This is a genomic window from Ruegeria sp. ANG-S4 (genome assembly GCF_000814005.1).
Classification (GTDB): domain Bacteria; phylum Pseudomonadota; class Alphaproteobacteria; order Rhodobacterales; family Rhodobacteraceae; genus Ruegeria.
Genome location: NZ_JWLK01000006.1, coordinates 346177 through 367019, shown reverse-complemented (window position 1 = coordinate 367019; position 20843 = coordinate 346177). Strand labels below are relative to the sequence as shown.

The window sequence follows — 20843 nt, the reverse complement described above, 5'->3', positions numbered from 1 at the left end:
ACTCAAATTGTTGGTTTACCGGGACCATGAGTTAATTCTCAAAAGGATTCAATTGGCTGTTTGCAAATGGCGGCTAGCGGAAAAGGCTGGTGACGAGTTACTAGTTCTACTAGCCCCGGGTTGTAGTGCCGCAATCCTAGTAATAACAACGCTTTGTCAGTATGAAGAGGCGCAGAATGAGCAGACGACACCCCATTTGGTATGGCATAGGCATTACTATAATCCCCTTGGTCGTTCTGATTTTCGGGTACTTAAATATCCACCCAGAAATCTATCGAGGAATCCCACAAGGATTTGGATCAGAGCGAGACTCCTCGCGATCTGGTATCGCGTGGGATGATGATGAAAAGGAAGATCCGCCCTTGGAGTATGTGTCTGATTCTTTTGAGGGATTGTACATTTCAACCGAACGGGCGTCCGTGACTAGCTTTTGGAGCCTTTGGAACGCGCCAAGGTCAGAAATCGAGTATGAATGGCGATACCGAGTTAAGAACCTGACTGATGATGACCTACGTATTTCCGTCGAATATGAACTCGTTGGAAGACATGATCGGGTTTTTGCTACGTCTGACGGCTACGAAGATGCCGAACCCGGCGAAACGGTGGAAATCACCGGCAAGGGCCGTATCGACTATTTCGACGCCAAACAGGTTTTGGGCTCAAGTTGGGGAATTCGTCGAAGGCCAGTTCCTGGATCGTAGCACCAAGAGACTACAACGAGCACAGGGTTTGCCGCAAAACAAGGACTCAGGCACAGTGTCCGCACGGGGGGTAACCGGGTAGGATTGTGCCCGCGGACACATCTAAGTGTGGCATGAGAGGCACTTCACAACTGTCACATCTTGAGCTATGCCTAAGGTATGACTTGCAACGTACACCAATTGAGCACCCGAATAACTCGCTGACTCAGTGAGCCTTTGGGAGTGCCATGGTGGGCCAGGAGTCTTATAAGCTCTTTACGCCAGATTAGCGTCGACGGTGAGGGATCATGCCCCTCCACTCCTACCATTTAGGAGGAGTCCGTCATGTCGGATAGCAATATCGGCGTCGTCGATTATGACGACATCAAGAATTCAGTTGAGAAAGAGTTGGGTTACACGCCCGACGGCTGGGCAGGTCAGGTCACGGATCTTTTCCAGAAGATCAAGGAGCACTGCGACAAGCAGGAGATCGAGTATGCGGGCAGCAGCCTCTATACGCCAGCCGAGGAACGCGGGTACGACATTGACGGGTCAGAACCTGATATTCTCGCCATCCGTCAAACCATTCAGGGGTTGAACGCGCCCATTCAGCGCATTGAGCGACAGATGCTCGAAGGCAAACTGATCGCTGACAATGGTCCGGCGTTGGCATGGTGCGTCAGTAATGTGCTGATTTCGCAGGTCGGTGCGAATACAAAACTGGAGCGGGAACAGCAGGGCGGCAAGATTGATGCATTGGCAGCGATGATAGATGCTGCTGGGATGATTGTTATGCGGCGTCCGCGCGTTGTTGATTTGGCTGCGATGATTGGGTGACTTATGGCACAGCTAAGAGCAGCGCGAGAGAGGCTAATTTCAGCCGAAACCCGGCTATCCCACCCGGAAAAACCAAACCACCTTTCTGCAGACGCTTTAGAGCGCGAGCAGCTATATTTGGGTGACAAATGGCGTTCTGTGCGCCGCGCGGTTCTGAATCAGTTGGGACCATCGCCAAAAGAACGTTCCTGCAATATCTGCGGCGCTATGGGCGCCAATCAGTTGGACCACCTTTACGGCCATATTGACGCGGTGGCTGACGAGTTGGAATTTTGCTTGGTGTTGGGTGCTGCGCCGCATTGGCGTGACCGGTTTTACACTGGCCCGTTCATCCTGCTTTGCCACCACTGTCACTCCCGTAAGACGATGCACGAACAGCGCGGAACATTGGTTGATTGGGTTCAGGCGAATTGGGACGTTTTGAAACAGCTCAGGCCGACCGCCTAACAAAACCCAGGTTCTCTCAAGTCTCTGATAACAAAATAAAACCTTTAAAAATTTCGTTAGGCGCACATACGTCTACACGCTAAAGTTGTAGGCACTTAAAAGTCTGTCTGACGGGTAGCTGGTGGGTCCCATATTTTGGGACGGTGTCAAGACATCGCCACCCACTCCTTAGAGCCCACCGGCTGGTTTACCGGCTTTTAGGTATCCGCAGTGCCGACGCTAGAGGCCCAGCGGACTTTAGTAGCGGGTTGAAGGTTGGCGTGTTCTTACGAACCCACGCAATTTATTGGCCCCGCGTTTCAGTTTCTCGCGCCAAGTGGCGCAGGCAACGGAGGTAGAAAGTGTTTGTTCGTAACGTCCCTACGGCCAAGGTAATGTCGCCAGATTTTACATTTACGTTGTCCTGAAAGGTGGGTTCCGCACTGGTAAAAGCCGCCACGACCTTTGTCGTCGGTTTGAAAGGCCCGGTGCTGAAATCCGAAACACTGGACGACGCGCTTGACCGCCTTGAGGACGCCCACGTAACCGTTGACCTGATTGACCACTATTTGGCCGGAACTGCCGCAGAAATTGCGCAGTTGAGGGCCGCGCTTAGCGTTTTGAAGGGGGCCGAGGAAGTTACAACGAACGGCGCATTGGTAGAAGCCGCAGTTAGTGCCTAAACGTATCTTGAGGCCCTACACGCCGCCGACCCCGACCTTGAACCCCTGGACGAACTGGACGCCGCCAAAAACCTTCTGAACAAAACCCTTGTAGAACTGGTTGCGCAGCGGGACGCCGTTACGCGCAAGCGCAAAGACCTTGACGCCAAGTGCCGGCAGCTAACGCTTATGGCTGCTACGCACAAAGACCTTGGCGTTAAAAACGCGCAAGGCACGACACCCACAATTTGGGTTATAACCAACCGCTTTGAACTGCCCGCCGATATAGCGGCAGACGCAGAGGCCATTGGTTCGTCGCGTGAGGCCACTGAATACGTGAAAGAGCTTGCGTTACAGGAGCTTAAGAACGCTTCGACCGCGGCCAAATTTAAGACCCAACGGTCGCAGGCCAGCGCGGCAAAAAGCCGTAAGGCCAGCGCCGACCGGGCGAAATCAAAAATGCGGAGGGCTTGGGAATGAATAAACCGGTAAACGACGCCGCGACCAAATTTGCCGAAAACGTCCGCAAGATTCACAAGCCTCCCCCGGCCACCCCCGCCGCACCGACCATTGAAACCGTTGGCAAGGCGATTGGGGCGGCGTTGCGCGAAGAACGCGCGGACGTAGACAAGGCTTTGGGTTCAGTTGAGAAGAACCTACGGCAAGAGCTTGAAGGCCAACGCGCCGAAATTGAAAAGCAAATTGCTGCGCTGGACGACAACCGTTTAGCCAAGGGGGCAACCACAGACCTCGCCAGAGGCCACCTAAAGGCCATCATATCGCACTGCGAAAGCATTATGCTGCGCAAGTCGGCAGTGGTCGCCGGTTCGCCGCCCAAAGGTATGGGGGTCGTGTTCTGTGAGTAACCGAATTCTTGTACACGAACTGCGGCATATTTGCGGTGCGGCCATAGCGTTCCCGGCTTTGGGCTTGCCCGAATATATGTACAACGCCAGCGAGGTTTACATTGAAGCCAAGACCCAGGAGGGGTCCGCTTTGGTGGTTTTGCCGGACGCAGAAAACGTGCGCAAGGTATTCCGAAAAAACGAAGAGGTTATGGCCTTGTGCGCTTTGGCCCCGTTAGCGCGAGTTGGGGTTGATAAGGCCCCTGAAATTATCCGACGCGGGAACACCGACGAAATTGTAGAGGCCGGGGGGTTACCTCTATTTCCGCAAAGGCATTGCGTTTGTGTCATTGCCGTTGGTTGGTGGTTCGATGACTTTAAACGCTGTGAAGTTTGACCTTGGAAGCAACTGAAGGCGAACCCCAGACAGGCACGTCGATCTGCGTGGATGACCTGCGAAACGGCGATTTCCTGTTGCACAGCCCGATCAACAATGGCTTGCTGAAAACTGCCAAAATTCAACACTTTGGTTCGTTTCGTGGCAGGAAATCACAAGCGAGCGAACACCGGCCCGACTATGTGCCGAAAGAAGGAGAACCGGACATGAAAAAACTACTTATCCGCGCATTGGTTGGTTTTTTAGGACTGTCGGCCTCAGCTTTGCTTGGGACAAGTGCGATGGCGCAGGGTTGGCAGTACGGCGAAATCGTCGACCCATTCACTGACGAGGTCATGAAATTTGCTGGAATTACATCCAAAGAGCAGCCAAGTCCAAATTCAGAACAACCGCAGGGCCTAATTGTCGCCTGCGACAGTGACGGTACATTTGCAGTCGTTGCAACGACTGGATTTCTTGGCAACGTAATAGAAGTTCCTACCCGTTGGCGGTTTCTAAGCGAGTATTATGGGAACGCTCCAGCTCAGAGCGGCATATTGCTTCCTACGCAAGATCAGGAGGGAGTACACTTCGAAATTTCTGACCCAGAGTTTTTTACGCAATTGAGGCAGATGGATACGTTGGTCATTGAATTCACGATGGCCGACGATAAGACGCGATTACTCACAATAGAGAACTTGCCGATTAAGTCGCCTTCCGTAAGCAGGGTGATGAAACACTGCGAAATTGAATAACCGGCGCACTCTAGGGTTGCTGGACCTAAGATAAGGAGCGAGACGATGAGCATAGCAAGCAAGTTTTGGGGCTTGGCTGGTCTCGGTGTTGTTGGGTTCGTGGGCTATGGAGCGTTCCAGTATTTCACTGATCCCAAAGCGCCTCACAACCTGACGTGTAAGCAGCTTTGGTATGAAGCACTGCAAGACGCGGGCAATTCGGACAAGGTTATTTGGGGTAACGTGACCGTTTGGGAAAAACTGACCGACACCCGCTATCGAATTCTCATCCGGTTGGAAGACAAAGTTGGCATGGCGGTGGACCCCGGCGTTTGCCTTTATGACAGCAATACCGACGAGGTGTGGATGGTTCCACTCACCTGACCTTACCTACAATAGTTGACCAGCGAACCCCGCCCAGCGCGGGGTTTTGTTTGCACCTTGACCAGAGAAAATGCGCCGGTATTGTAAGATCGCAGGACGATGTTGGGTGTTTAGGCGACTACTTGACTAAATGTAGCAGAACATCTATTAGTCTGCGAAACGCAATATTCCGTGTGACGGTTTGAATCGCTCCCCCCGGTGGGAGCTTTTTTCGTTTCTGGGTCTGCGTTTTAATCACACAACCAAAATGAGGTTCCGCGTGGATCCAATCTTATTGATTGTGATCGGCGCTGGAGCACGTTTGCTGGTCGGTATCGCTTTGGTCGAATACCGCCGCTTTCGTGACTCCTCGCGTCGTCGCTAACCCCTGATCTGAGTTGACGCCTTAGCCCAAGGCCAACTCTCGTACCTTTTGTGAAAGGCGATTCAGGGCGCGGGAGAGGTGTGTCTTGTGGGAACCTCAATTTATTGGATTGATAGAGCGTCCTGCTCAAGTAACCTTCTTTGCATCATTGGATATTTTCTTCGCGCTTTTTTCTGACACGTCCATCTTGGTCCCGTCTGGACCAACCGACAATGAAACGCCGTAGCCCATTAGCATTCTAAGGGCTTCTGTTGGACCGCTAGCCTGTTCTTGTGCATTCGGCCGCTCAAACAGTCCGTTGGTTACACCTTGTATCCAGGCTTCTGGAACGTCAGCATCGTGTTCGTGTTTTACTTCCAAAATCGTTTCGATGACCCAGCCAGCGCGCACCAAATCTGCATTAAATTGTTCAATATCTCTGTTGGCTTGCTGAATGGCATTGTAATAACCCCGCAACCAATTCGCAGCGTAAATCAACGCTCCAATTGCTACCAGTGAAGCAAGACTTGATCTAGCGATCAAATACCAGTTCGTGGCAAACATCGATGAATCCAATACCAGATTCCAATCATTTTCCTGCGCTTTCTCTGGAGAAATTTCATTCAGGAAGGCGATCATACCCTTTGCATCAACGGAGTTCATGTCCAATTGAGAAATACTTGTGAATGCTAACAAACCGGCAAAGACAGCAAGAACCAAACTTGCTGCAAATACCCCCCAACTTGCCCGAGCCGCCGCTGGAGCAGTGAGGGTTTTCCGAAGATCATTCGTCGCACCGCTGGAAAGACTTTGGAGCATATTTCGGCGTTCAGAACGATATGACTCTAGCTTAAGTTGCTCTCTTTCCCTTTCGATTTCTGCCAGCGCTTCCGCAAGTTTTTCAGAACGCTTTTTTTCCGCCTCTTCAAACTCTGCCTGCGCCTCAATTCGGCGCTGCTCAGCGTCGACTACTGATTTGTTGAGCGAGGCCAGCATCTGCTTATGTGCAGCGCCGAAACCCAAGATTTGCTGTCGCAAGGTGTCGTTGTCTTCGCCGGTGCTTTCAGCACCCCCAGGAACGTCTAGTGCGCCTAGGATAGCGTGAACGGCAGCGACGATATCTTTGTCATCTTCCCAACTACTGACATCACGTCCGTAGCTAACGGTAAATTCGTCGTATTTCGCGGAAGGACCGGAACTCGGTGTTCGGCTAAAACTTACGGAAACGCTCTGATCTCCGCCAAGGTTCGTGCTGAGGACACCTAGTTGAAACGCGTATCTTCCAATCAACTCCGTTTCGTCGCCAACGTCTTGCAATCGGGTGTTCAGCCCCTGAACCAAAGAAACGTTGCAGTTCACTTTTTCTTCAGGAAACAACTCCTTGATGGACTGTAAAGTTGTTACGAGCACTTGGTCGTCGATTTTGTGAACCTGAATAACGAAATTTGCGGCCATAAACCATCTCACTTAAATTCATCGTGTGGTTGTTTCAGTAGTAGCTTCGGCCGTTCGGGACTTCCAGTGCCAGCAGATCAGCAATTGAGATAATGCGCTCGCTCTAAAATGAGTGATACCGCTTGAGATGCATTAACTTGTGTATTCGGGCATAGCTTGAGATTCGCCGATAGCAAAAGAAGCTGGACGCATTTGAAAGCGGCCCCTCTGCGGCCCCCGGCTCGTCCCAGCTATTATAGCCGACACCCGCCAACTGAATTAACGGTTCTTTAACAATAGGTTAGATGGTGCCCCCACACGGACTCGAACCGCGGACCTACTGATTACAAATCAGTTGCTCTACCAGCTGAGCTATAGGGGCACAGGCAGTCGCTTACTGGTTCGGAACTCGGACTGCAAGCCTGAAAATTCATGGTGATACCGTGTGACCGCAATTTCCCTGTCCAATCCAGACAGTGGATCGCGTTGCGCATGATTTGACTGTGTCTGCCGCAGGCTGTAACCCCGGCTAAAGGCACAAGAACGCGAAGGCAAATCAGATCATGCAGGTCGTCATCCATGCCGGTGTTGCTTTTACGGATGAAGACCGGATTTTTGGTCTTTTGAGAGACAATGCGGAGGCGATGAGTAACCATAGCGTTGCCTTCTGGGGCGCCCGCGTGTTCCGGCGACAGTTCCGGACAGCGCTGAATGAGCGGGACCATGGTTCAAATCGCGAAATCTTGCGCAGCAGTTTCATGGATCTTGTTCCCAACGACAAAACCGTGACCCGCACGATCCTGACAAACCCTGGATATTTGGGCCCCATCCAGACCTCTATCATGGACGGTCAATTCTACCCGTTGGCGGGCGAGCGTGTCGCGTTCATGGAGGACGCTTTTGAAGGAATGCCAATCGAGCTGTTCCTTGGTCTGCGCAATCCGGGCAGTTTCATTCCAATGGCCGTCATGGCGCAGACCGATGCTGATCGACAACGCGTTCTGGCCGAAACTGATCTGAGCTGTCTCAGTTGGCTCACGTTGATCGACAATATCCGCGATCTGGCTCCGGATGTGCGCATCACGCTGTGGCGCAATGAGGACTCTCCGCTGATCTGGGGTGATATTGCACGCGCTATGGCCGCGCTGCCGGACAATACGCCGCTGAACGGTGAGTATGCTTTGCTTTCCTCTTTGGTTTCCGAGGCGGGCCGCGCAGAGATAGAGGCATTGACCGCAGAACGACCGGTGCCTATCGATGCCGACACCCGGTTGGAACTCAGCCGGATTTTTGAAACCTATGCTCTTCCAGAGGCGATCGAAGAAGAATTGGACCTGCCCGGGTGGAATGACGACATTATCGCGGCATTCAACGAGCTTTACGAACAGGACATGGATGTCCTGCAAACCATGTCAGACGTTCGGTTTCTAAAACCATAAAGCGGGGGCAGAAATACTCTGGGCCTTTAAACGCAGGCGTAGTTTTGCAATTTTCTGTGCGCCATCGAAGATTTTTTGGATAAAAACGCTCGGGTTTCGGACCAATCGTTAGACCGGATGACTTTTGTACCGCGCGCAGATCGGGCCCGCCTGACCTGCGCGTGCAACCGCCCCGTATTTCGTGTGCCGAATTCGCCGGACAGCGGCATCGGCATTATGCCGATCGCGCGAATGTACGCCCTGGGTTCACACAACGCGCGCAGGCAAGAGAGTTTAAGGAGCGAACACGTCGATCGACGGCCAGCGCCAAATCTCTCAGGCGGTCACATCCCCAAGGCTTCTTTATACATCTCAAGTACGGCCTCTTCCTCTGCGATGTCATCCTTGTCGCGCTTGCGGATGGCAATCAGCTTTGTGAGCACCCGAACGTCGTAGCCCCGAGCCTTGGCTTCGGCTTTCACCTCTTTGATCTGTTCGCCGATATCTTTCTTCTCGGCCTCCAGCCGCTCGATGCGTTCCACGAACTGGCGCAACTCACCGGCTGTGACTTTGTAATTCTCGGATTGCGTTTCTTGATCCAACGGCTCGTCCTCTGGTGTCTTGTTCAAGCGTATTGCTAAGATATTTTTGGTCACCTGCAAGCAGTTTCATACTGGCCGTTTTTGAGCCGCACAATGAACCTGCGACTGACTGGTCTTGTTGCCGATCCTTGAGAGATCGATTGGCCGCAGTCGAAGGTCTGCTTGGGGTTAAGTTTCATTCTATTGACTGCATGCGTATTTTGTTGACCATCCCGCGTATCAACGAACCGCCTGGAAAAAGCGGGGCTGAACCCATTTGGTTCGGTATCAGGCAGCAGCTTGAATTTTGATGATGGCTTCCTTCTGCGTGAGTCGCAAAACCGCGCCGCGATGCGGGCACGGGTCCGATATAACTCGCGCGCAGTCAGCGCAAGCAAGCAATCCTGTTGCCGGGCTTGTGCCCTGACCTGCAATCCGCTAATCGCGGTCCAACCTTTTTTGGCATCCGAGAGGGACCATGTTCGACATCATTGTCTGGGGCGGGGCCGCCCTGTCGCTTGCTGGGCTCGTCGGGCTTGTCTGGTGCATTCTTCGCGTAATGAAGGCGCGCAAAGCCGGGTTGTCCGACGATGAACTGCGGACCGCAGTTCAGGGCGTCCTGCCCTGGAACATGGCGTCGTTGTTTCTGTCTGTCATAGGTTTGATGCTGGTCATCCTGGGTATTTCCTTTGGATGACCAACGTCTTCACACGGGCATGTTGTCGAACTGAGCTTCGATCGCGTCCTCGCACAAGGCGGCGTCCAACCGACGAAGCCGCGAAGGAATCTGAACGCCGCTGGCGCGCATACTTTCAATAACCTGGCTGAGGCTGGGTTGAAGTGCCAAGCGCGTATCCAGACAGGCACCATTCAGCTTTTGTTCAAGCTTTTCCGCCTCGAAATAGAGATCTTGAGCTGTCATCTGCGTCCTCCCACTTGGTGTTACACTGCCAGATATAGGTAACGAGATTAAGACCATCATGCGGATACATGAATGTCGCGACATTTTATGGCTGGGGCGGCGTAATTTCGCCAAAGCCTTGCGCTTTGGTTAATCGTTACGCAAGAATTGTTGCAAATGCCATGACCTAAATCAATTCGCAGATTGGAAAACGGCTCACATTCCATTACTGAAATATGAAATCGGCCGGGCGGAGGACACGATGACCCCCAAAGTGACAGCTTTCTTTGACGAGCAAACATTCACAGTGTCTTACGTCGCGCAGGAGCCGGAAGGTACTGCCTGTGCGATCATCGACAGCGTGTTGGACTTTGATCACGCGTCAGGGCGTACGGGAACCCAGGCCGCGGACCGTGTCATCGCGCATGTGAAAGACCACGACCTGACCGTGCAGTGGATATTGGAAAGCCACGTTCACGCCGACCACCTTTCGGCAGCCCCTTACCTTCAGCAGGAACTGGGGGGCAAAATCGGAATTGGCGCAAACATCGTCCTGGTCCAGGACACCTTCGGCAAAGTCTTCAATGAAGGTACCGAGTTTCAGCGCGATGGCAGCCAATTCGATGCGCTGTTTTCCGAAGGCGACAGCTTTCACATCGGGCAAATGCGTGGGGACGTCCTGCACACGCCCGGACATACCCCGGCCTGCCTGACCTATGTGATCGGGGACGCAGCTTTTGTTGGCGACACGCTGTTTATGCCCGACTTTGGAACCGCCCGCTGCGACTTTCCGGGCGGCTCTTCGGCCACGCTGTTTGAGTCGATACAAAAGATTCTGGCCCTGCCCGACGAAACGCGGATTTACGTTGGGCACGACTATAAGGCCCCTGGACGGGACGAATACGCGTGGGAGACGACAGTGGGCGAACAGAAGGCCCTCAACATCCACATCGGGCAAGGCCGCAGTATCGAAGAATTTGTAGAGATGCGAGACGCGCGTGATGCGACGCTGGCCATGCCGCGCCTGATCTTGCCATCGCTGCAGGTAAACATGCGGGCAGGACAAATGCCGCCTGCTGATGAGCAGGGCGACGTCATGCTGAAAATCCCAGTGAACAAACTGTAGAACGTACGGCGACCAAAGGACATTAACATGCAAGTGGAATGGGTTTGGGGCTTGATTGGCGGCCTTATGATCGGCTGTGGGGCCGCAGTATTCTTGTTGGGCAATGGCCGCATAATGGGGGCCAGCGGCATTCTGGGCGGGTTGTTCAGCCCCGCCCCGCGCGACGTTCAGTTTGAGCGCCTTGTTTTCATCTGTGGCCTGATCGGAACGCCGATGTTGCTGCGTCCTCTCATCGCACCCGAGACGCAGACGCATCTGACCGGCAGTGTCGCCATCGGGATTGTTGCGGGATTGTTGGTCGGCGTTGGAACGCGTATCGCCAATGGGTGCACGTCTGGGCACGGTGTCTGCGGAATCTCTCGCTTCTCGCGGCGTGGAATTGTCGCCACCTTGGTGTTCATTTCGAGCGGCGCCGTCACAATGACACTGTTGCGGCATGTCTGGAGCGTGATTTGATGCGCGGCGTGATTGCATTTGTTGCCGGGGCGCTGTTTGGCACAGGCCTTTTGATCTCGGGCATGACAGACACACTAAAAGTACAAGGTTGGCTGGATGTCTTTGGCAACTGGGACCCCACGCTTGCCTTTGTGATGGGCGGCGCAATTCTGCCCATGCTGCTGGCCTGGCGATTGACACGTAACCGAAGGCCAATCGCCGGCGGGCAATTCCCCGCCCCGGTCGCATCCGGGATTGACCGGCGGCTTGTCGTTGGCTCGGGGCTCTTTGGCGTAGGTTGGGCATTGGCAGGATTGTGCCCCGGTCCGGCACTGGCCTCACTCAGCTATGGCGGGTTGAACGGGTTTGTCTTTCTGATCGCGATGGTGGCCGGCATGGTGGCCGCGCCAACACTGGGGGCGCAACTGGACAGAGTGGCCAATGCGCCCTAATCAATTGCCATGGAGATTCGCCCGATCACACCCCGCTATGCCGTCTCACCGCAGATCACAGTTGAGGACGTGCCAGCCATCGCCGAGGCAGGTTTCGTCAAGGTAATCTGCAACCGACCCAACGCCGAGGTCCCCTTCGACATGCAATCCGACGCCATTGGCGACGCGGTTCGGGCCGCGGGGATGGAATACGAGGTTTTGGAACTTACGCATCAAACGATGACGCCAGAGAACGTGGCCCGCCAAAAGGATTTGGCCGAGAGCTGCTCGGGGCCTGTCCTGGCCTACTGCGCCTCGGGGACGCGATGTTCGGTTGTTTGGGCTTTGGGGCAGTGCGACCAAATGAGCGCCGAAGAGATATTGGATGCGACTGGCAGGGCCGGATACGCGCTGGATGGCTTGCGCCCAACGCTGGAACAGCTTAGCGGCACGCCAGAGTAATTCTCAGGTTTATTGTGCAGGGTCAAAGCAATATCCGATGGGCGACGGGCCAAGCTCCCAAATCTGCACGGGCGAATGCTGGGCCATCTCGGGATCGAAGCCTTCGAAATCAGGCGAAATTGGAATCGTCTGTACGATCCTTTAACCCGGCCAGTTCGGAAATTTCCGCAACCATTTTGTCCGAATTCACGTAGTTTACCGCGCTTTGGTCTAAAGGCACAATTTCCGACGGTTCCTGCGGGGTGGGTTCATCGGGCGGGATGATATCGACCTCCAAATCTGCCGGATGGGCTCGGGTCTCGTTTTCTTTGAACTCGTGACGGCTTGCGTCAGTCAACTCGGGCAGTGACATCTGTTCATTGATCCGAACCGCCCGCATTCCGCCGCATTGGCCAAGCCGCCCAACCGCTGTGCGTGTACCGTCGATTGTGGTGATTTCAGTCCTGTCCAGACGGGCACCCGTCAACGGAAGCACGTCGCCCACCTGCAACTCGGACAGCTTGGCAAGTGGCAGCGACATCCGGCAGGTTACGCTGTGCAATTCCGCGCGTATTGCGCCCGCCGCTTGATCCAGATTGGGTCCTTTCATGGCCGTATCATCGGCAAGGGCGCTTTCGGCTTCAGGCGAGTTTGGGAGCAGAGCGCAAATCTGCCCCTGCCGCGCACCCCCAGCGATTTCGACCGTCAAGTCGAACACCGTATAATTATCTTCTGTCAGGGCCAGACCAACGCTGCGCCGATCGGGAACCCGTGACGCAAAGGCCAGTCCGGACAAGCTGACCGGATCTTGCGGACCATCGACCAGAGTTTGTGCCCGGTTCAGCATGTCCTCGATCAACGGAAGGCTCATGGCGGCATCCGTGTCGGTCAGCTGCCTTGGGTTCGGCGGCGCTGCCGCGACCTGACCAATGGTCTGCATTTGGACGATGGCGGAAACACAGCCCGGATCCAGGCAGATTGCCGCTGTCCCGGACTCTGAAGCGAACACCAGCAACAGCCAGTCATCGCTGATCACTTTGTCAAGGTCAGTTGGCGCGCGCAGCGTTTGTTTTGCGCCGATCACGGCCAGAGGCAGGTTCAGGCATTCATCTGCAGCCCGCGCCAAAGCCAGACGAAACGCGCGCAGCACCGAACGACCGTTGGATACGGCCATGTCTTGTCCGGCTGAGAGTTTGCGCGCCAAGGCCGAATTGACCTGCTGATTCATGGCATCAAGCCGCCGTTTTTTTCCGTTGAACAAAGATGTAGCCCGGCGACAGTTACGATTTTCTTTATGGCCGTGCTATTGGGCCGCCTGGCGGTAAGCCAAGGGTAGACTGAGGCGGAAGCCTGCACCGCCCTGCCCTGGCAAGTAGGTGATGTCGCCACCCAGGCGCTGCATGATTTCACGGCAGATCGCCAGCCCCAGACCAGCCCCGCCCGCCTTGTCCGAGCCTACTCGGGCGAACTTCTCGAACACCATGGATTGCGCCTCGGGCGGGATACCGCTCCCGTTGTCGACAAAGTCTATGACGACCTGCCCCCCCACATCATGGGTCGAGATGGTCAACACGGGCTCAAGCGCGTCGCAATACTTCTGTGCATTGGAGATAAGATTGATAAAGACCTGCCCAAGCCGATCCAAATCCGTGTGCAGCTGAATCCGTTCGGAGGGGCGAACCCGCCTTACAATCAAGCTGCCGTCTCCCCCAGCCAGGGCGCTGGATACCGCGCGATCAAGAACCGATTTAAGGCTGCCATCGCCCACATTCAAACTGACCTGCCCGCTTTCCAGAACGCTCAGGTCCAGTAGGTCGTCAAGCACACGCGTAAGACGCAGCGCCTCGTCGTGGATGATCGCGGCATAGCGGATCTGGTCGTCCGCGCTCAGGTCGTCTGCATCACGCATAATCTCGGAAAAGGCCCGGATTGACGTCATGGGCGTGCGCAATTCGTGGCTCACCTGGCTTAGGAAATCGTCCTTTTGTGCCGAGACTTGCGTCAATTTCGTGTTCGCCTCGCGCAACTTGCGTGCGGTGCGCGTCAATTCCGCCGACTTTTCCTCCAATTGGCTGGAATATTCCAGCAACTGAGCGGATTCATCAGCCACCGCCAGCAGGTCTTCGACCGATACGGACGATCCGCCTACGATCTGGCCGATCATCGCATGGGCTGTGGCTGCACCAACCGAACCGCTGAGTTCGCGTTCCAGCCGCTGCAAGAAACCGGGCGTCGGTTCCGGCAATCGCCCCGGTCGACCGTTTTGGCGTTCGGCTTCGGCCTGAAAGAATTCCTGCGCAGGCACGGTGCCCAAAATACGCTGCGTCATGATCATCAGGTCTTCGCTTTGCGCAACGGAGCCCGTCCATCCTTGCGGCGCTACCGAATGATCAAAGACGTTAACGAACTGGGCGCCCTGCAATCGCTCCAGCGGGCTTGGAAAGCTCAGCAGCGATGCAACGCAAAACCCGATCGTATTCAGTGACAGCGACCACATCACGCTGTGCACCATCGGATCGATTCCTTCGATGCCGAACAGCGCTTGCGGTCGGAGGAAACCCCAGCCGAAGGGGCCGTTTTCAATCACTGAAACGGGTATGAGACCACCGCCCATGCCGGGCAGCAAAAGGGTGTAGATCCACAATCCAAAGCCGATGCTCAAACCAACCAATGCGCCCGTGCGCGTGGCACCGCGCCAGAATAGTCCGCCGACCAGCGCAGGTAAAATCTGGGAAATTCCGGCAAAGGCTACCAAACCGATTGATGCCAGTGCCGCGCCGCCGCCAGACATTCGATAATAGAAATAGCCCAACGCCATAATCGCCGCGATCGATACCCGCCGCGCCATCAGAACGATGGTCCGAACATCGCCGGATACCGAGGCCGAGCCTTCCTGTGCGCTCAGCCAGATCGGCATGACCACATGGTTTGACACCATCGTCGACAGGGCCATTGCTGTCACGATTACCATCGACGTGGCCGACGAAAAGCCACCGATGAAAGACAGCATGGCCAACCAATCGTTGCCTTGTGACAGTGGAACGGTCAGCACAAACAAGTCGGGGTTCGCCCCCGCGGGCATAAGGTCCAGACCGACAACTGCGATCGGAACCACAAACAGGCTCATCAACAACAGGTACAAAGGGAACGCCCAGGCCGCAGTCCGCAGATGACTTTCATCGTCGTTTTCCACGACCATGACCTGAAACATGCGCGGCAAGCAGATGAAGGCAGCTGCGGACAGAAACGTGAAAGTTGTCCACCGACTTGCGTCAATGTTCCACTGCCCGATTGGTGAACTGTCAATCCGGTCCATCATCTGTTCGATCCCGCCGGCGATGGTCCAGACCACAAAGATGCCAACAGCCAATAGCGCAACAAGTTTTACAACCGCCTCCAGCGCAATGGCGGTCACGACACCGTGGTGTCTTTCATTCGCATCAAGGTTTCGGGTTCCGAACAGGATCGCGAATAACGCCAACCCGGTTGCCACCCAGAAAACACTGGAGCCTTCGCGGTAAAGCCCGGTGGGGTCTGCTTCGGCAAAGATCGAAAAGGACAGAGTAATTGATTGTAATTGCAGCGCAATATACGGAGTGCCACCAACCACGGCCAGGATCGTGACACAGATAGCCAAAGTGTTGGACTTACCATAGCGTGAGGAAATCAGGTCAGCGATTGACGTCACGCGCTGGCTGCGTCCAACCCGGACCAGCTTGCGCAGCCCCCACCACCAACCGACCATAACCAGCGTAGGTCCCAGATATATTGTTACAAACTCCAGCCCTGACCGCGCCGCATTGCCGACCGCACCGTAAAAGGTCCAAGCCGTACAATAGATGGACAGCGAAAGCGTATAGATAAGCGGAGATCGCAACCATCTACCCCGCCCCGCCGCTGCCAGCCGGTCTGCTGCAAAAGCGACACCAAACAACAGCACCACGTAGCCCAGACAGACGAGTATCAGGACATTCAGCGTTGCCATTTGCCCGCCTCCGGCTCATCCTTTTCCCGCGCGCTCAGACGCCTCGCGGCAAAGCCGAACAACAAGCTGATCAAGATCAGGATGCCCCAGCAGGCAAAAATGTAGACGATTGCGGCCGACATTGGCACCGCACCCGCGCCGCCGCTTTCGTCGGGCCAAAGCAGTGGCAAAGCGATCATCGCAGCCCCGAGCAAGGGCAGCAGGCGTGCCGCGTCCATAAGCCTGCGCCGGCGATAGCTTTGCCTTTCAAGAAAAAGCGACGGTCGACGTCGCTCATCCTGATCGGGCGCGGTCATAACCGTGTTGCCTGAGCGTGCAAGTCACGCACGGCGGTCAGCACCTCGGTATTGGAAAACGGCTTGGTCATAAACCTGCTGACACCGGCATTCTCGGCCATTTCCCTGTCGCGGGATTGCCCGCGTGCCGTAAGCATGAGAATAGGCAGGGCTTGCATACTCTTTAACTCACGCAAATCGCGAAGGATGTCCATTCCGCTTTTGCCCGGCAACATGACGTCCAGAATAACCAGATCGGGCTGTGCGGCGACGATCACCTGAACGGCATCGGCCCCATCAGCATGCGTTTCAACCTGCCACCCCTCACGGGTCAGCAGAAATCGGATCGCCTCGGTAATGTTGGGCTCATCCTCGATCAGCAGAACCTTTCGGCTCATATTTTCAGTTCCTCCCCATGACAGGTCACGCAATCGCCCACCCGCCGAGGGCAGATTAAGCGCTGTGTCGGGGACCTGTCAAAAACCTTCGCTCAGGATTGATGGCTCGCGGCGGGCGGTGCAGTCGGATTTCGGGCAAATACGACAATTCGTACCAACTTGAGTGACGGTTTCCTGAGGTTCGGAAACCTCATCAACTGGCAGTACCAGCATCACAGATCGATAAGTGGGTTCTGCGTCAAACCCTTTGGTGGGCTGCGGCCAAGCGATTGCGTAACAGTCAAACTCGGCCGGCGTGCGCCCAAGCTGAACAACCCGTCTTCGGATCGGCACCAGAGGGCGGTTCAATGCTGTGAAGATGGGCCAATGCGGACAGGTTTCTCCGTGGCGTGGCAAGGCGAAACCGGCGACTGGCTTATAGAACAAGACCCCGCCGGAGGCATCACATGTGACGATCCCGGCTGGTCTGGCCAACACACCTTCTGGCAGGGTGGCGAGGCGGCGCAGCATGGTCGGCAGATCGACGGAAAACCTGTTCGCCAGTTCCAGTGGGTCTGGTCGTGTTTCACCAATTGCCAGCGTCAACTCGTGCATCGGCACAACCTGTGCGTCAGCGGCGTAATCCCTGAGCAGGTCTTCAGCCACCGAACGTGCCGCTGCAGCCAAAGGGGCGAGTTGGGGGCTTTCGCCACCTTCGGTTCCCTCAAGCTCGGGAAAGTGAAAGCCTTTTTCGGCAAAAAACGCCTCGACCGCGTCCAAGGGGGTACCGCGCAGGTCACCTTGCCCCTCATTGTCGTCAAGGTAGGCAACCAGAGCTTTCGAACTTTCGGCAAGGCGCTCGGCATCCTGATGAATGTTGCGATGAAACCGGTCACGCCACTCGGCCTCAATCTCACCAGGTTCAGCCAGAATTGCAGCCGTCGACCGGATTGCAGCAGCGGTAGACAGGACTTCATGCATAGACGCCGCAAGATGCGGGTCATTTGTCAGGCGGTCTGAAAGCGTTTCAACCGTTCGTTCCAAGGACACGACGCGGCGATGCATGTGCGCCAATACGCCTGACCAGCCTGGAAACCGGCTTGCAAATTCTTCCAGCCCGTCAAGTTCCGCCTGCTGGCCAACAGCATCTGCGGCAGCCTCGCGCAAGGCCGAGATCAAAGTTTCTTCGATACCTTGTGTCAAAAGCGAGGGCTCAACCGACAAAGCTCCGGCAATATCCACCAAAAGCTTGCCGCCGATCCGGCGACGATTGTGCTCAATCAGGTTCAGGTAAGACGCTGATATACCCACCTGGCGCGCCAGTTCGGCCTGCCGCAGCCCGCAGATCTGCCGTCTTTCCCGTATTCGGCTACCTGTCAGCGTGTCTCTCATCGCTACCGGACCTCTGGTCGCTATGTCTGGCTTTTCAGAATTCCATTGTGATTTTTAACTATTGCACATGAGTTTTCAAAGCCAATTTACAACGTTAACAAGCGAGGGCCGGGAAATTCAGCCCTTTTCCCTGCGCCCCCTTCTCTTTCCCTAAAATACGCGTCACCATACGTATATGAGCGATCCAGCCTTTGAATACGCACCAATCGGTCTGGTCGAGTTGGAAAATCGGATAATCCGCCGCTGTAACCTGCAGTTTGCACGCACTTTCGGTGGAGATGAAGCCGAGTACCGCAATATGCCGCTGTTGCACCTGTACCCCTCCGTCGCCGATTGGGAGCGGATCGGTGCGCGCAGCTTACAAGTGATGCGAGATACCGGGTATTACACCGACGAAAGAGTGATGCGGCGGCGCAGCGGTGATTTGTTCTGGTGCCGGGCGCGCGGCCGATCGCTGACCCCGGACGACCCGTTCCGGCACGGAATCTGGAGCTTTTCTGACATTTCGGAAGAACGCCCCTTGGTAGAACTGACAACCCGCGAACGAGAAGTCGCGATTTTGTCGTGCCGGGGCCTGTCCGCCAAGGAAATCGGCGCCGATCTTGGGCTGAGCTACCGGACAATCGAGGCCTACCGCGCCCGTTTACTGGAAAAGTTCGGGGCCCGAAAACTGCCCGAGTTGGTGGCCAAGCTGTCGGGAATGCCACTGTGAGGAAAACAAAGCTTATCAGCGCTGCAGAAACCTGTGCTTTTCACCGCCAGACTGCGCTTTTCATGGCCGTGCGCATGGCTTATAACGCTGCCTAATCAGATCAAAGCCCGCGGGGAACAGACGGGCCAAAGGGGAACCTTCGAGGACACTCATGACAGATACCAAACACGAAGCGGATGTCGCGTTCATCAAGGCACTGGCCGAACTGCTGCGCGAAAATGATTTGACCGAGTTGCAGGTCAAACGTGAATACGGCGAGGAGGACAGCCTGAATGTGCGCGTCAGCCGTGCGACACAAGCCGTTGCCGCTCCGGTTCAAGTGGCGGCACCGGTAGCTGCCGCCGCCGCGCCCGCTCCAGCACCGACCCCTGCGCCTGCGGCAGCCGAGGCCCCGGCGTCAACGGATGATCCGGCAAGCCATCCGGGTGCCGTGACCTCGCCCATGGTCGGAACCGTCTATCTGCAGCCCGAACCGGGCGCGCCCTCTTTCATCAGCGTTGGCGCCTCGGTTTCCGAAGGCGACACCCTGTTGATCGTCGAAGCGATGAAAACGATGAACCACATTCACGCGCCCAAATCGGGCTCGATCAAGCGCATCCTCGTGGGTGATGGCGACGCCGTGGAATTCGGCACCCCTCTGGTGATCATCGAGTAAGGCGGGACCATGTTCGACAAGATCCTGATTGCCAACCGAGGCGAGATCGCCCTGCGCGTGATCCGCGCTGCGCGCGAGATGGGGATTAAGACGGTTGCCGTGCATTCGACCGCCGACAGCGATGCGATGCATGTGCGCATGGCAGACGAATCGGTTTGCATTGGTCCACCGCCCAGCCCGCAAAGCTATCTGTCCATGCCCGCCATCATCTCGGCCTGCGAAATTACCGGGGCGCAAGCGATCCACCCGGGCTATGGCTTTCTGTCCGAGAACGCCGAGTTCGTGCAGATCGTCGAAGACCACGGGATAACATTCATCGGCCCCACCGCCGAGCATATTCGGGTCATGGGCGACAAGATCACCGCCAAAGACACGATGAAGGAACTGGGCGTGCCTTGCGTTCCGGGGTCTGACGGCGGCGTTCCCGATCTGGCAACCGCCAAGAAAATCGGTGAGGAATTCGGATACCCCGTGATTATCAAAGCCACCGCTGGCGGTGGCGGGCGCGGCATGAAAGTAGCGATGAACGCCGATGAAATGGAAAGCGCGTTCATGACCGCTCGGGCCGAAGGCAAGGCCGCCTTTGGCAATGACGAAGTCTATATCGAAAAATACCTGACCACGCCCCGCCATATTGAAATCCAGGTCTTTGGCGATGGCAAAGGAAAAGCGGTTCATCTGGGCGAGCGGGATTGCTCGCTGCAACGACGTCATCAGAAGGTTTTTGAAGAAGCCCCCGGCCCCAGCATCACCCCGGAAGAACGGGCGAAGATCGGCAAGGTCTGTGCCGATGCGGTTGCAAAAATCAACTATATCGGCGCGGGCACGATCGAATTCCTGTACGAAAATGGCGAGTTCTACTTCATTGAAATGAATACCCGTCTGCAGGTTGAGCATCCTGTGACCGAGGGCATATTCGGCGTCGATCTGGTGCGCGAACAGATCCGAGTGGCTGCTGGTGAGCCCATGTCGTTTGGTCAGGATGATCTTGAGATCAATGGACACGCAATCGAAGTTCGGATCAATGCCGAGAAACTACCGAACTTCTCACCCTGCCCGGGCAAGATCACCGCATACCACGCACCCGGTGGGCTGGGCGTCCGAATGGATTCGGCGCTTTATGACGGGTATTCGATCCCGCCCTACTACGACTCGCTGATTGCAAAGCTGATTGTACAGGGGCGTGACCGGGACGAGGCGCTGGCCCGCCTTGAACGCGCCTTGGGCGAGTTGATCGTGGATGGTATCGACACCACTGTTCCCCTTTTCCACGCGTTGTTGCAGGAACCCGACTTGCACAGCGGTGACTACAACATCCATTGGTTGGAGCGTTGGCTTGCGGAGAACATGGCGCAATAAGATCTCGGGACCGGTTCATTCGGTCCCGGTTCAT

Annotated in this window: 25 protein-coding genes and 1 tRNA gene; 17 read left to right on the top strand and 9 right to left on the bottom strand. The window is 55.6% G+C overall.

Going from position 1 to position 20843, the window contains the following annotated elements; genetic code table 11:
• The first annotated feature begins 419 nt into the window (after positions 1-419).
• The 8 genes from RA28_RS22895 to RA28_RS19635 all read left to right on the top strand — a co-directional run bounded on the left by RA28_RS22895 (position 420) and on the right by RA28_RS19635 (position 4944).
• Positions 420-701 carry a hypothetical protein gene (locus RA28_RS22895; RefSeq protein ID WP_193747432.1) on the top strand — a complete coding sequence of 94 codons (282 nt, stop codon included), beginning with the start codon at positions 420-422 and terminating at the stop codon, positions 699-701.
• Between the two features lie 324 nt (positions 702-1025).
• Positions 1026-1517 carry a terminase TerL endonuclease subunit gene (locus tag RA28_RS19670; protein WP_039532478.1) on the top strand — a complete coding sequence of 164 codons (492 nt, stop codon included), beginning with the start codon at positions 1026-1028 and terminating at the stop codon, positions 1515-1517.
• Between the two features lie 207 nt (positions 1518-1724).
• Positions 1725-1964 carry a hypothetical protein gene (locus RA28_RS22890; RefSeq protein WP_193747431.1) on the top strand — a complete coding sequence of 80 codons (240 nt, stop codon included), beginning with the start codon at positions 1725-1727 and terminating at the stop codon, positions 1962-1964.
• Between the two features lie 410 nt (positions 1965-2374).
• Positions 2375-2626: a hypothetical protein gene (locus tag RA28_RS19660; RefSeq protein ID WP_039532475.1), complete on the top strand. Its 252-nt coding sequence runs from the start codon at positions 2375-2377 to the stop codon at positions 2624-2626.
• Between the two features lie 168 nt (positions 2627-2794).
• A complete protein-coding gene (locus RA28_RS19655) occupies positions 2795-3085 on the top strand; it encodes a hypothetical protein (protein WP_039532472.1) in 291 nt (96 codons plus the stop codon).
• On the top strand, positions 3082-3471 hold the full coding sequence (locus tag RA28_RS19650; protein WP_039532470.1) for a hypothetical protein: 390 nt from the start codon (positions 3082-3084) through the stop codon (positions 3469-3471). Before RA28_RS19655 ends, RA28_RS19650 begins: the two co-directional genes overlap by 4 nt.
• Positions 3472-3849: 378 nt before the next feature.
• Positions 3850-4581: a hypothetical protein gene (locus RA28_RS19640; protein WP_039532465.1), complete on the top strand. Its 732-nt coding sequence runs from the start codon at positions 3850-3852 to the stop codon at positions 4579-4581.
• 45 nt (positions 4582-4626) lie between these two features.
• Positions 4627-4944, top strand: coding sequence for a hypothetical protein (locus RA28_RS19635; protein WP_039532455.1), 318 nt, complete (start codon positions 4627-4629; stop codon positions 4942-4944).
• Positions 4945-5434: 490 nt separating this feature from the next.
• Here RA28_RS19635 and RA28_RS19630 read toward each other — a convergent pair whose 3' ends face one another.
• Both RA28_RS19630 and RA28_RS19625 read right to left on the bottom strand, forming a co-directional pair.
• A complete protein-coding gene (locus RA28_RS19630; RefSeq protein WP_039532450.1) occupies positions 5435-6742 on the bottom strand; it encodes a hypothetical protein in 1308 nt (435 codons plus the stop codon).
• 285 nt (positions 6743-7027) lie between these two features.
• Positions 7028-7103: transfer RNA gene (locus RA28_RS19625), tRNA-Thr, on the bottom strand.
• A gap of 262 nt (positions 7104-7365) precedes the next feature.
• Between RA28_RS19625 and RA28_RS19620 the strand changes: the two genes are divergently transcribed.
• Positions 7366-8160, top strand: a complete 795-nt coding sequence (locus RA28_RS19620) for a hypothetical protein (protein WP_241481170.1) — start codon at positions 7366-7368, stop codon at positions 8158-8160.
• A gap of 323 nt (positions 8161-8483) precedes the next feature.
• Here the strand turns inward: RA28_RS19620 and RA28_RS19610 are convergent, their stop codons facing one another.
• On the bottom strand, positions 8484-8768 hold the full coding sequence (locus RA28_RS19610) for a DUF2312 domain-containing protein (RefSeq protein ID WP_241481169.1): 285 nt from the start codon (positions 8766-8768) through the stop codon (positions 8484-8486).
• Positions 8769-9198: 430 nt separating this feature from the next.
• Between RA28_RS19610 and RA28_RS19605 the strand changes: the two genes are divergently transcribed.
• The gene (locus RA28_RS19605; RefSeq protein ID WP_039532438.1) at positions 9199-9417 is read left to right on the top strand and encodes a hypothetical protein; all 219 of its coding nucleotides are present in this window, start codon (positions 9199-9201) and stop codon (positions 9415-9417) included.
• Positions 9418-9426: 9 nt separating this feature from the next.
• On the opposite strand, the gene RA28_RS19600 is transcribed toward RA28_RS19605, so the two are convergent.
• Positions 9427-9642, bottom strand: a complete 216-nt coding sequence (locus RA28_RS19600) for a hypothetical protein (protein WP_039532436.1) — start codon at positions 9640-9642, stop codon at positions 9427-9429.
• A gap of 241 nt (positions 9643-9883) precedes the next feature.
• Between RA28_RS19600 and RA28_RS19595 the strand changes: the two genes are divergently transcribed.
• Genes RA28_RS19595 through RA28_RS19580 form a run of 4 tightly spaced genes read left to right on the top strand, consistent with a single transcriptional unit; the run spans position 9884 to position 12075 of the window.
• Entirely contained in the window at positions 9884-10747 is an 864-nt protein-coding gene (locus RA28_RS19595) for an MBL fold metallo-hydrolase (protein WP_039532433.1), read from the top strand.
• Positions 10748-10774: 27 nt separating this feature from the next.
• A complete protein-coding gene (locus RA28_RS19590; protein WP_039532430.1) occupies positions 10775-11203 on the top strand; it encodes a YeeE/YedE family protein in 429 nt (142 codons plus the stop codon).
• Positions 11203-11634: a DUF6691 family protein gene (locus tag RA28_RS19585; RefSeq protein ID WP_039532427.1), complete on the top strand. Its 432-nt coding sequence runs from the start codon at positions 11203-11205 to the stop codon at positions 11632-11634. Before RA28_RS19590 ends, RA28_RS19585 begins: the two co-directional genes overlap by 1 nt.
• Before the next feature lie 9 nt (positions 11635-11643).
• Complete coding sequence (locus tag RA28_RS19580; RefSeq protein WP_039532426.1) at positions 11644-12075, top strand: TIGR01244 family sulfur transferase; 432 nt, start codon at positions 11644-11646, stop codon at positions 12073-12075.
• Positions 12076-12184: 109 nt separating this feature from the next.
• On the opposite strand, the gene RA28_RS19575 is transcribed toward RA28_RS19580, so the two are convergent.
• The 5 genes from RA28_RS19575 to RA28_RS19555 all read right to left on the bottom strand — a co-directional run bounded on the left by RA28_RS19575 (position 12185) and on the right by RA28_RS19555 (position 18083).
• Positions 12185-13282, bottom strand: coding sequence for a flagellar motor switch protein FliM (locus tag RA28_RS19575; protein WP_052261522.1), 1098 nt, complete (start codon positions 13280-13282; stop codon positions 12185-12187).
• Positions 13283-13357: 75 nt separating this feature from the next.
• Positions 13358-16039, bottom strand: a complete 2682-nt coding sequence (locus tag RA28_RS19570; RefSeq protein WP_039532422.1) for a sensor histidine kinase — start codon at positions 16037-16039, stop codon at positions 13358-13360.
• Complete coding sequence (locus RA28_RS19565; RefSeq protein ID WP_039532420.1) at positions 16027-16335, bottom strand: hypothetical protein; 309 nt, start codon at positions 16333-16335, stop codon at positions 16027-16029. The genes RA28_RS19570 and RA28_RS19565 overlap by 13 nt, the downstream gene beginning before the upstream one ends.
• The gene (locus RA28_RS19560; RefSeq protein ID WP_039532417.1) at positions 16332-16712 is read right to left on the bottom strand and encodes a response regulator transcription factor; all 381 of its coding nucleotides are present in this window, start codon (positions 16710-16712) and stop codon (positions 16332-16334) included. The genes RA28_RS19565 and RA28_RS19560 overlap by 4 nt, the downstream gene beginning before the upstream one ends.
• 78 nt (positions 16713-16790) lie before the next feature.
• Positions 16791-18083 (bottom strand): helix-turn-helix domain-containing protein, encoded by a 1293-nt coding sequence (locus RA28_RS19555; RefSeq protein ID WP_039532414.1) that lies wholly within the window; start codon positions 18081-18083, stop codon positions 16791-16793.
• Positions 18084-18258: 175 nt separating this feature from the next.
• Between RA28_RS19555 and RA28_RS19550 the strand changes: the two genes are divergently transcribed.
• The 3 genes from RA28_RS19550 to accC all read left to right on the top strand — a co-directional run bounded on the left by RA28_RS19550 (position 18259) and on the right by accC (position 20809).
• Positions 18259-18795, top strand: coding sequence for a helix-turn-helix domain-containing protein (locus RA28_RS19550; protein WP_039532412.1), 537 nt, complete (start codon positions 18259-18261; stop codon positions 18793-18795).
• A gap of 151 nt (positions 18796-18946) precedes the next feature.
• Positions 18947-19450 (top strand): acetyl-CoA carboxylase biotin carboxyl carrier protein, encoded by a 504-nt coding sequence (accB, locus tag RA28_RS19545; RefSeq protein WP_039532409.1) that lies wholly within the window; start codon positions 18947-18949, stop codon positions 19448-19450.
• Positions 19451-19459: 9 nt separating this feature from the next.
• Positions 19460-20809, top strand: a complete 1350-nt coding sequence (gene accC / locus RA28_RS19540) for an acetyl-CoA carboxylase biotin carboxylase subunit (protein WP_039532407.1) — start codon at positions 19460-19462, stop codon at positions 20807-20809.
• Positions 20810-20843 lie beyond the last annotated feature (34 nt).

Coding starts and splice junctions, on each gene's coding strand:
- RA28_RS19670 (WP_039532478.1), top strand. CDS start 1,026: ATGTCGGATAGCAATATCGGCGTCGTCGATTATGACGACATCAAGAAT.
- RA28_RS22890 (WP_193747431.1), top strand. CDS start 1,725: ATGGGCGCCAATCAGTTGGACCACCTTTACGGCCATATTGACGCGGTG.
- RA28_RS19655 (WP_039532472.1), top strand. CDS start 2,795: ATGGCTGCTACGCACAAAGACCTTGGCGTTAAAAACGCGCAAGGCACG.
- RA28_RS19650 (WP_039532470.1), top strand. CDS start 3,082: ATGAATAAACCGGTAAACGACGCCGCGACCAAATTTGCCGAAAACGTC.
- RA28_RS19635 (WP_039532455.1), top strand. CDS start 4,627: ATGAGCATAGCAAGCAAGTTTTGGGGCTTGGCTGGTCTCGGTGTTGTT.
- RA28_RS19630 (WP_039532450.1), bottom strand. CDS start 6,742: ATGGCCGCAAATTTCGTTATTCAGGTTCACAAAATCGACGACCAAGTG.
- RA28_RS19620 (WP_241481170.1), top strand. CDS start 7,366: ATGAGTAACCATAGCGTTGCCTTCTGGGGCGCCCGCGTGTTCCGGCGA.
- RA28_RS19605 (WP_039532438.1), top strand. CDS start 9,199: ATGTTCGACATCATTGTCTGGGGCGGGGCCGCCCTGTCGCTTGCTGGG.
- RA28_RS19600 (WP_039532436.1), bottom strand. CDS start 9,642: ATGACAGCTCAAGATCTCTATTTCGAGGCGGAAAAGCTTGAACAAAAG.
- RA28_RS19595 (WP_039532433.1), top strand. CDS start 9,884: ATGACCCCCAAAGTGACAGCTTTCTTTGACGAGCAAACATTCACAGTG.
- RA28_RS19590 (WP_039532430.1), top strand. CDS start 10,775: ATGCAAGTGGAATGGGTTTGGGGCTTGATTGGCGGCCTTATGATCGGC.
- RA28_RS19585 (WP_039532427.1), top strand. CDS start 11,203: ATGCGCGGCGTGATTGCATTTGTTGCCGGGGCGCTGTTTGGCACAGGC.
- RA28_RS19580 (WP_039532426.1), top strand. CDS start 11,644: ATGGAGATTCGCCCGATCACACCCCGCTATGCCGTCTCACCGCAGATC.
- RA28_RS19575 (WP_052261522.1), bottom strand. CDS start 13,282: ATGAATCAGCAGGTCAATTCGGCCTTGGCGCGCAAACTCTCAGCCGGA.
- RA28_RS19570 (WP_039532422.1), bottom strand. CDS start 16,039: ATGGCAACGCTGAATGTCCTGATACTCGTCTGTCTGGGCTACGTGGTG.
- RA28_RS19565 (WP_039532420.1), bottom strand. CDS start 16,335: ATGACCGCGCCCGATCAGGATGAGCGACGTCGACCGTCGCTTTTTCTT.
- RA28_RS19560 (WP_039532417.1), bottom strand. CDS start 16,712: ATGAGCCGAAAGGTTCTGCTGATCGAGGATGAGCCCAACATTACCGAG.
- RA28_RS19555 (WP_039532414.1), bottom strand. CDS start 18,083: ATGAGAGACACGCTGACAGGTAGCCGAATACGGGAAAGACGGCAGATC.
- RA28_RS19550 (WP_039532412.1), top strand. CDS start 18,259: ATGAGCGATCCAGCCTTTGAATACGCACCAATCGGTCTGGTCGAGTTG.
- accB (WP_039532409.1), top strand. CDS start 18,947: ATGACAGATACCAAACACGAAGCGGATGTCGCGTTCATCAAGGCACTG.
- accC (WP_039532407.1), top strand. CDS start 19,460: ATGTTCGACAAGATCCTGATTGCCAACCGAGGCGAGATCGCCCTGCGC.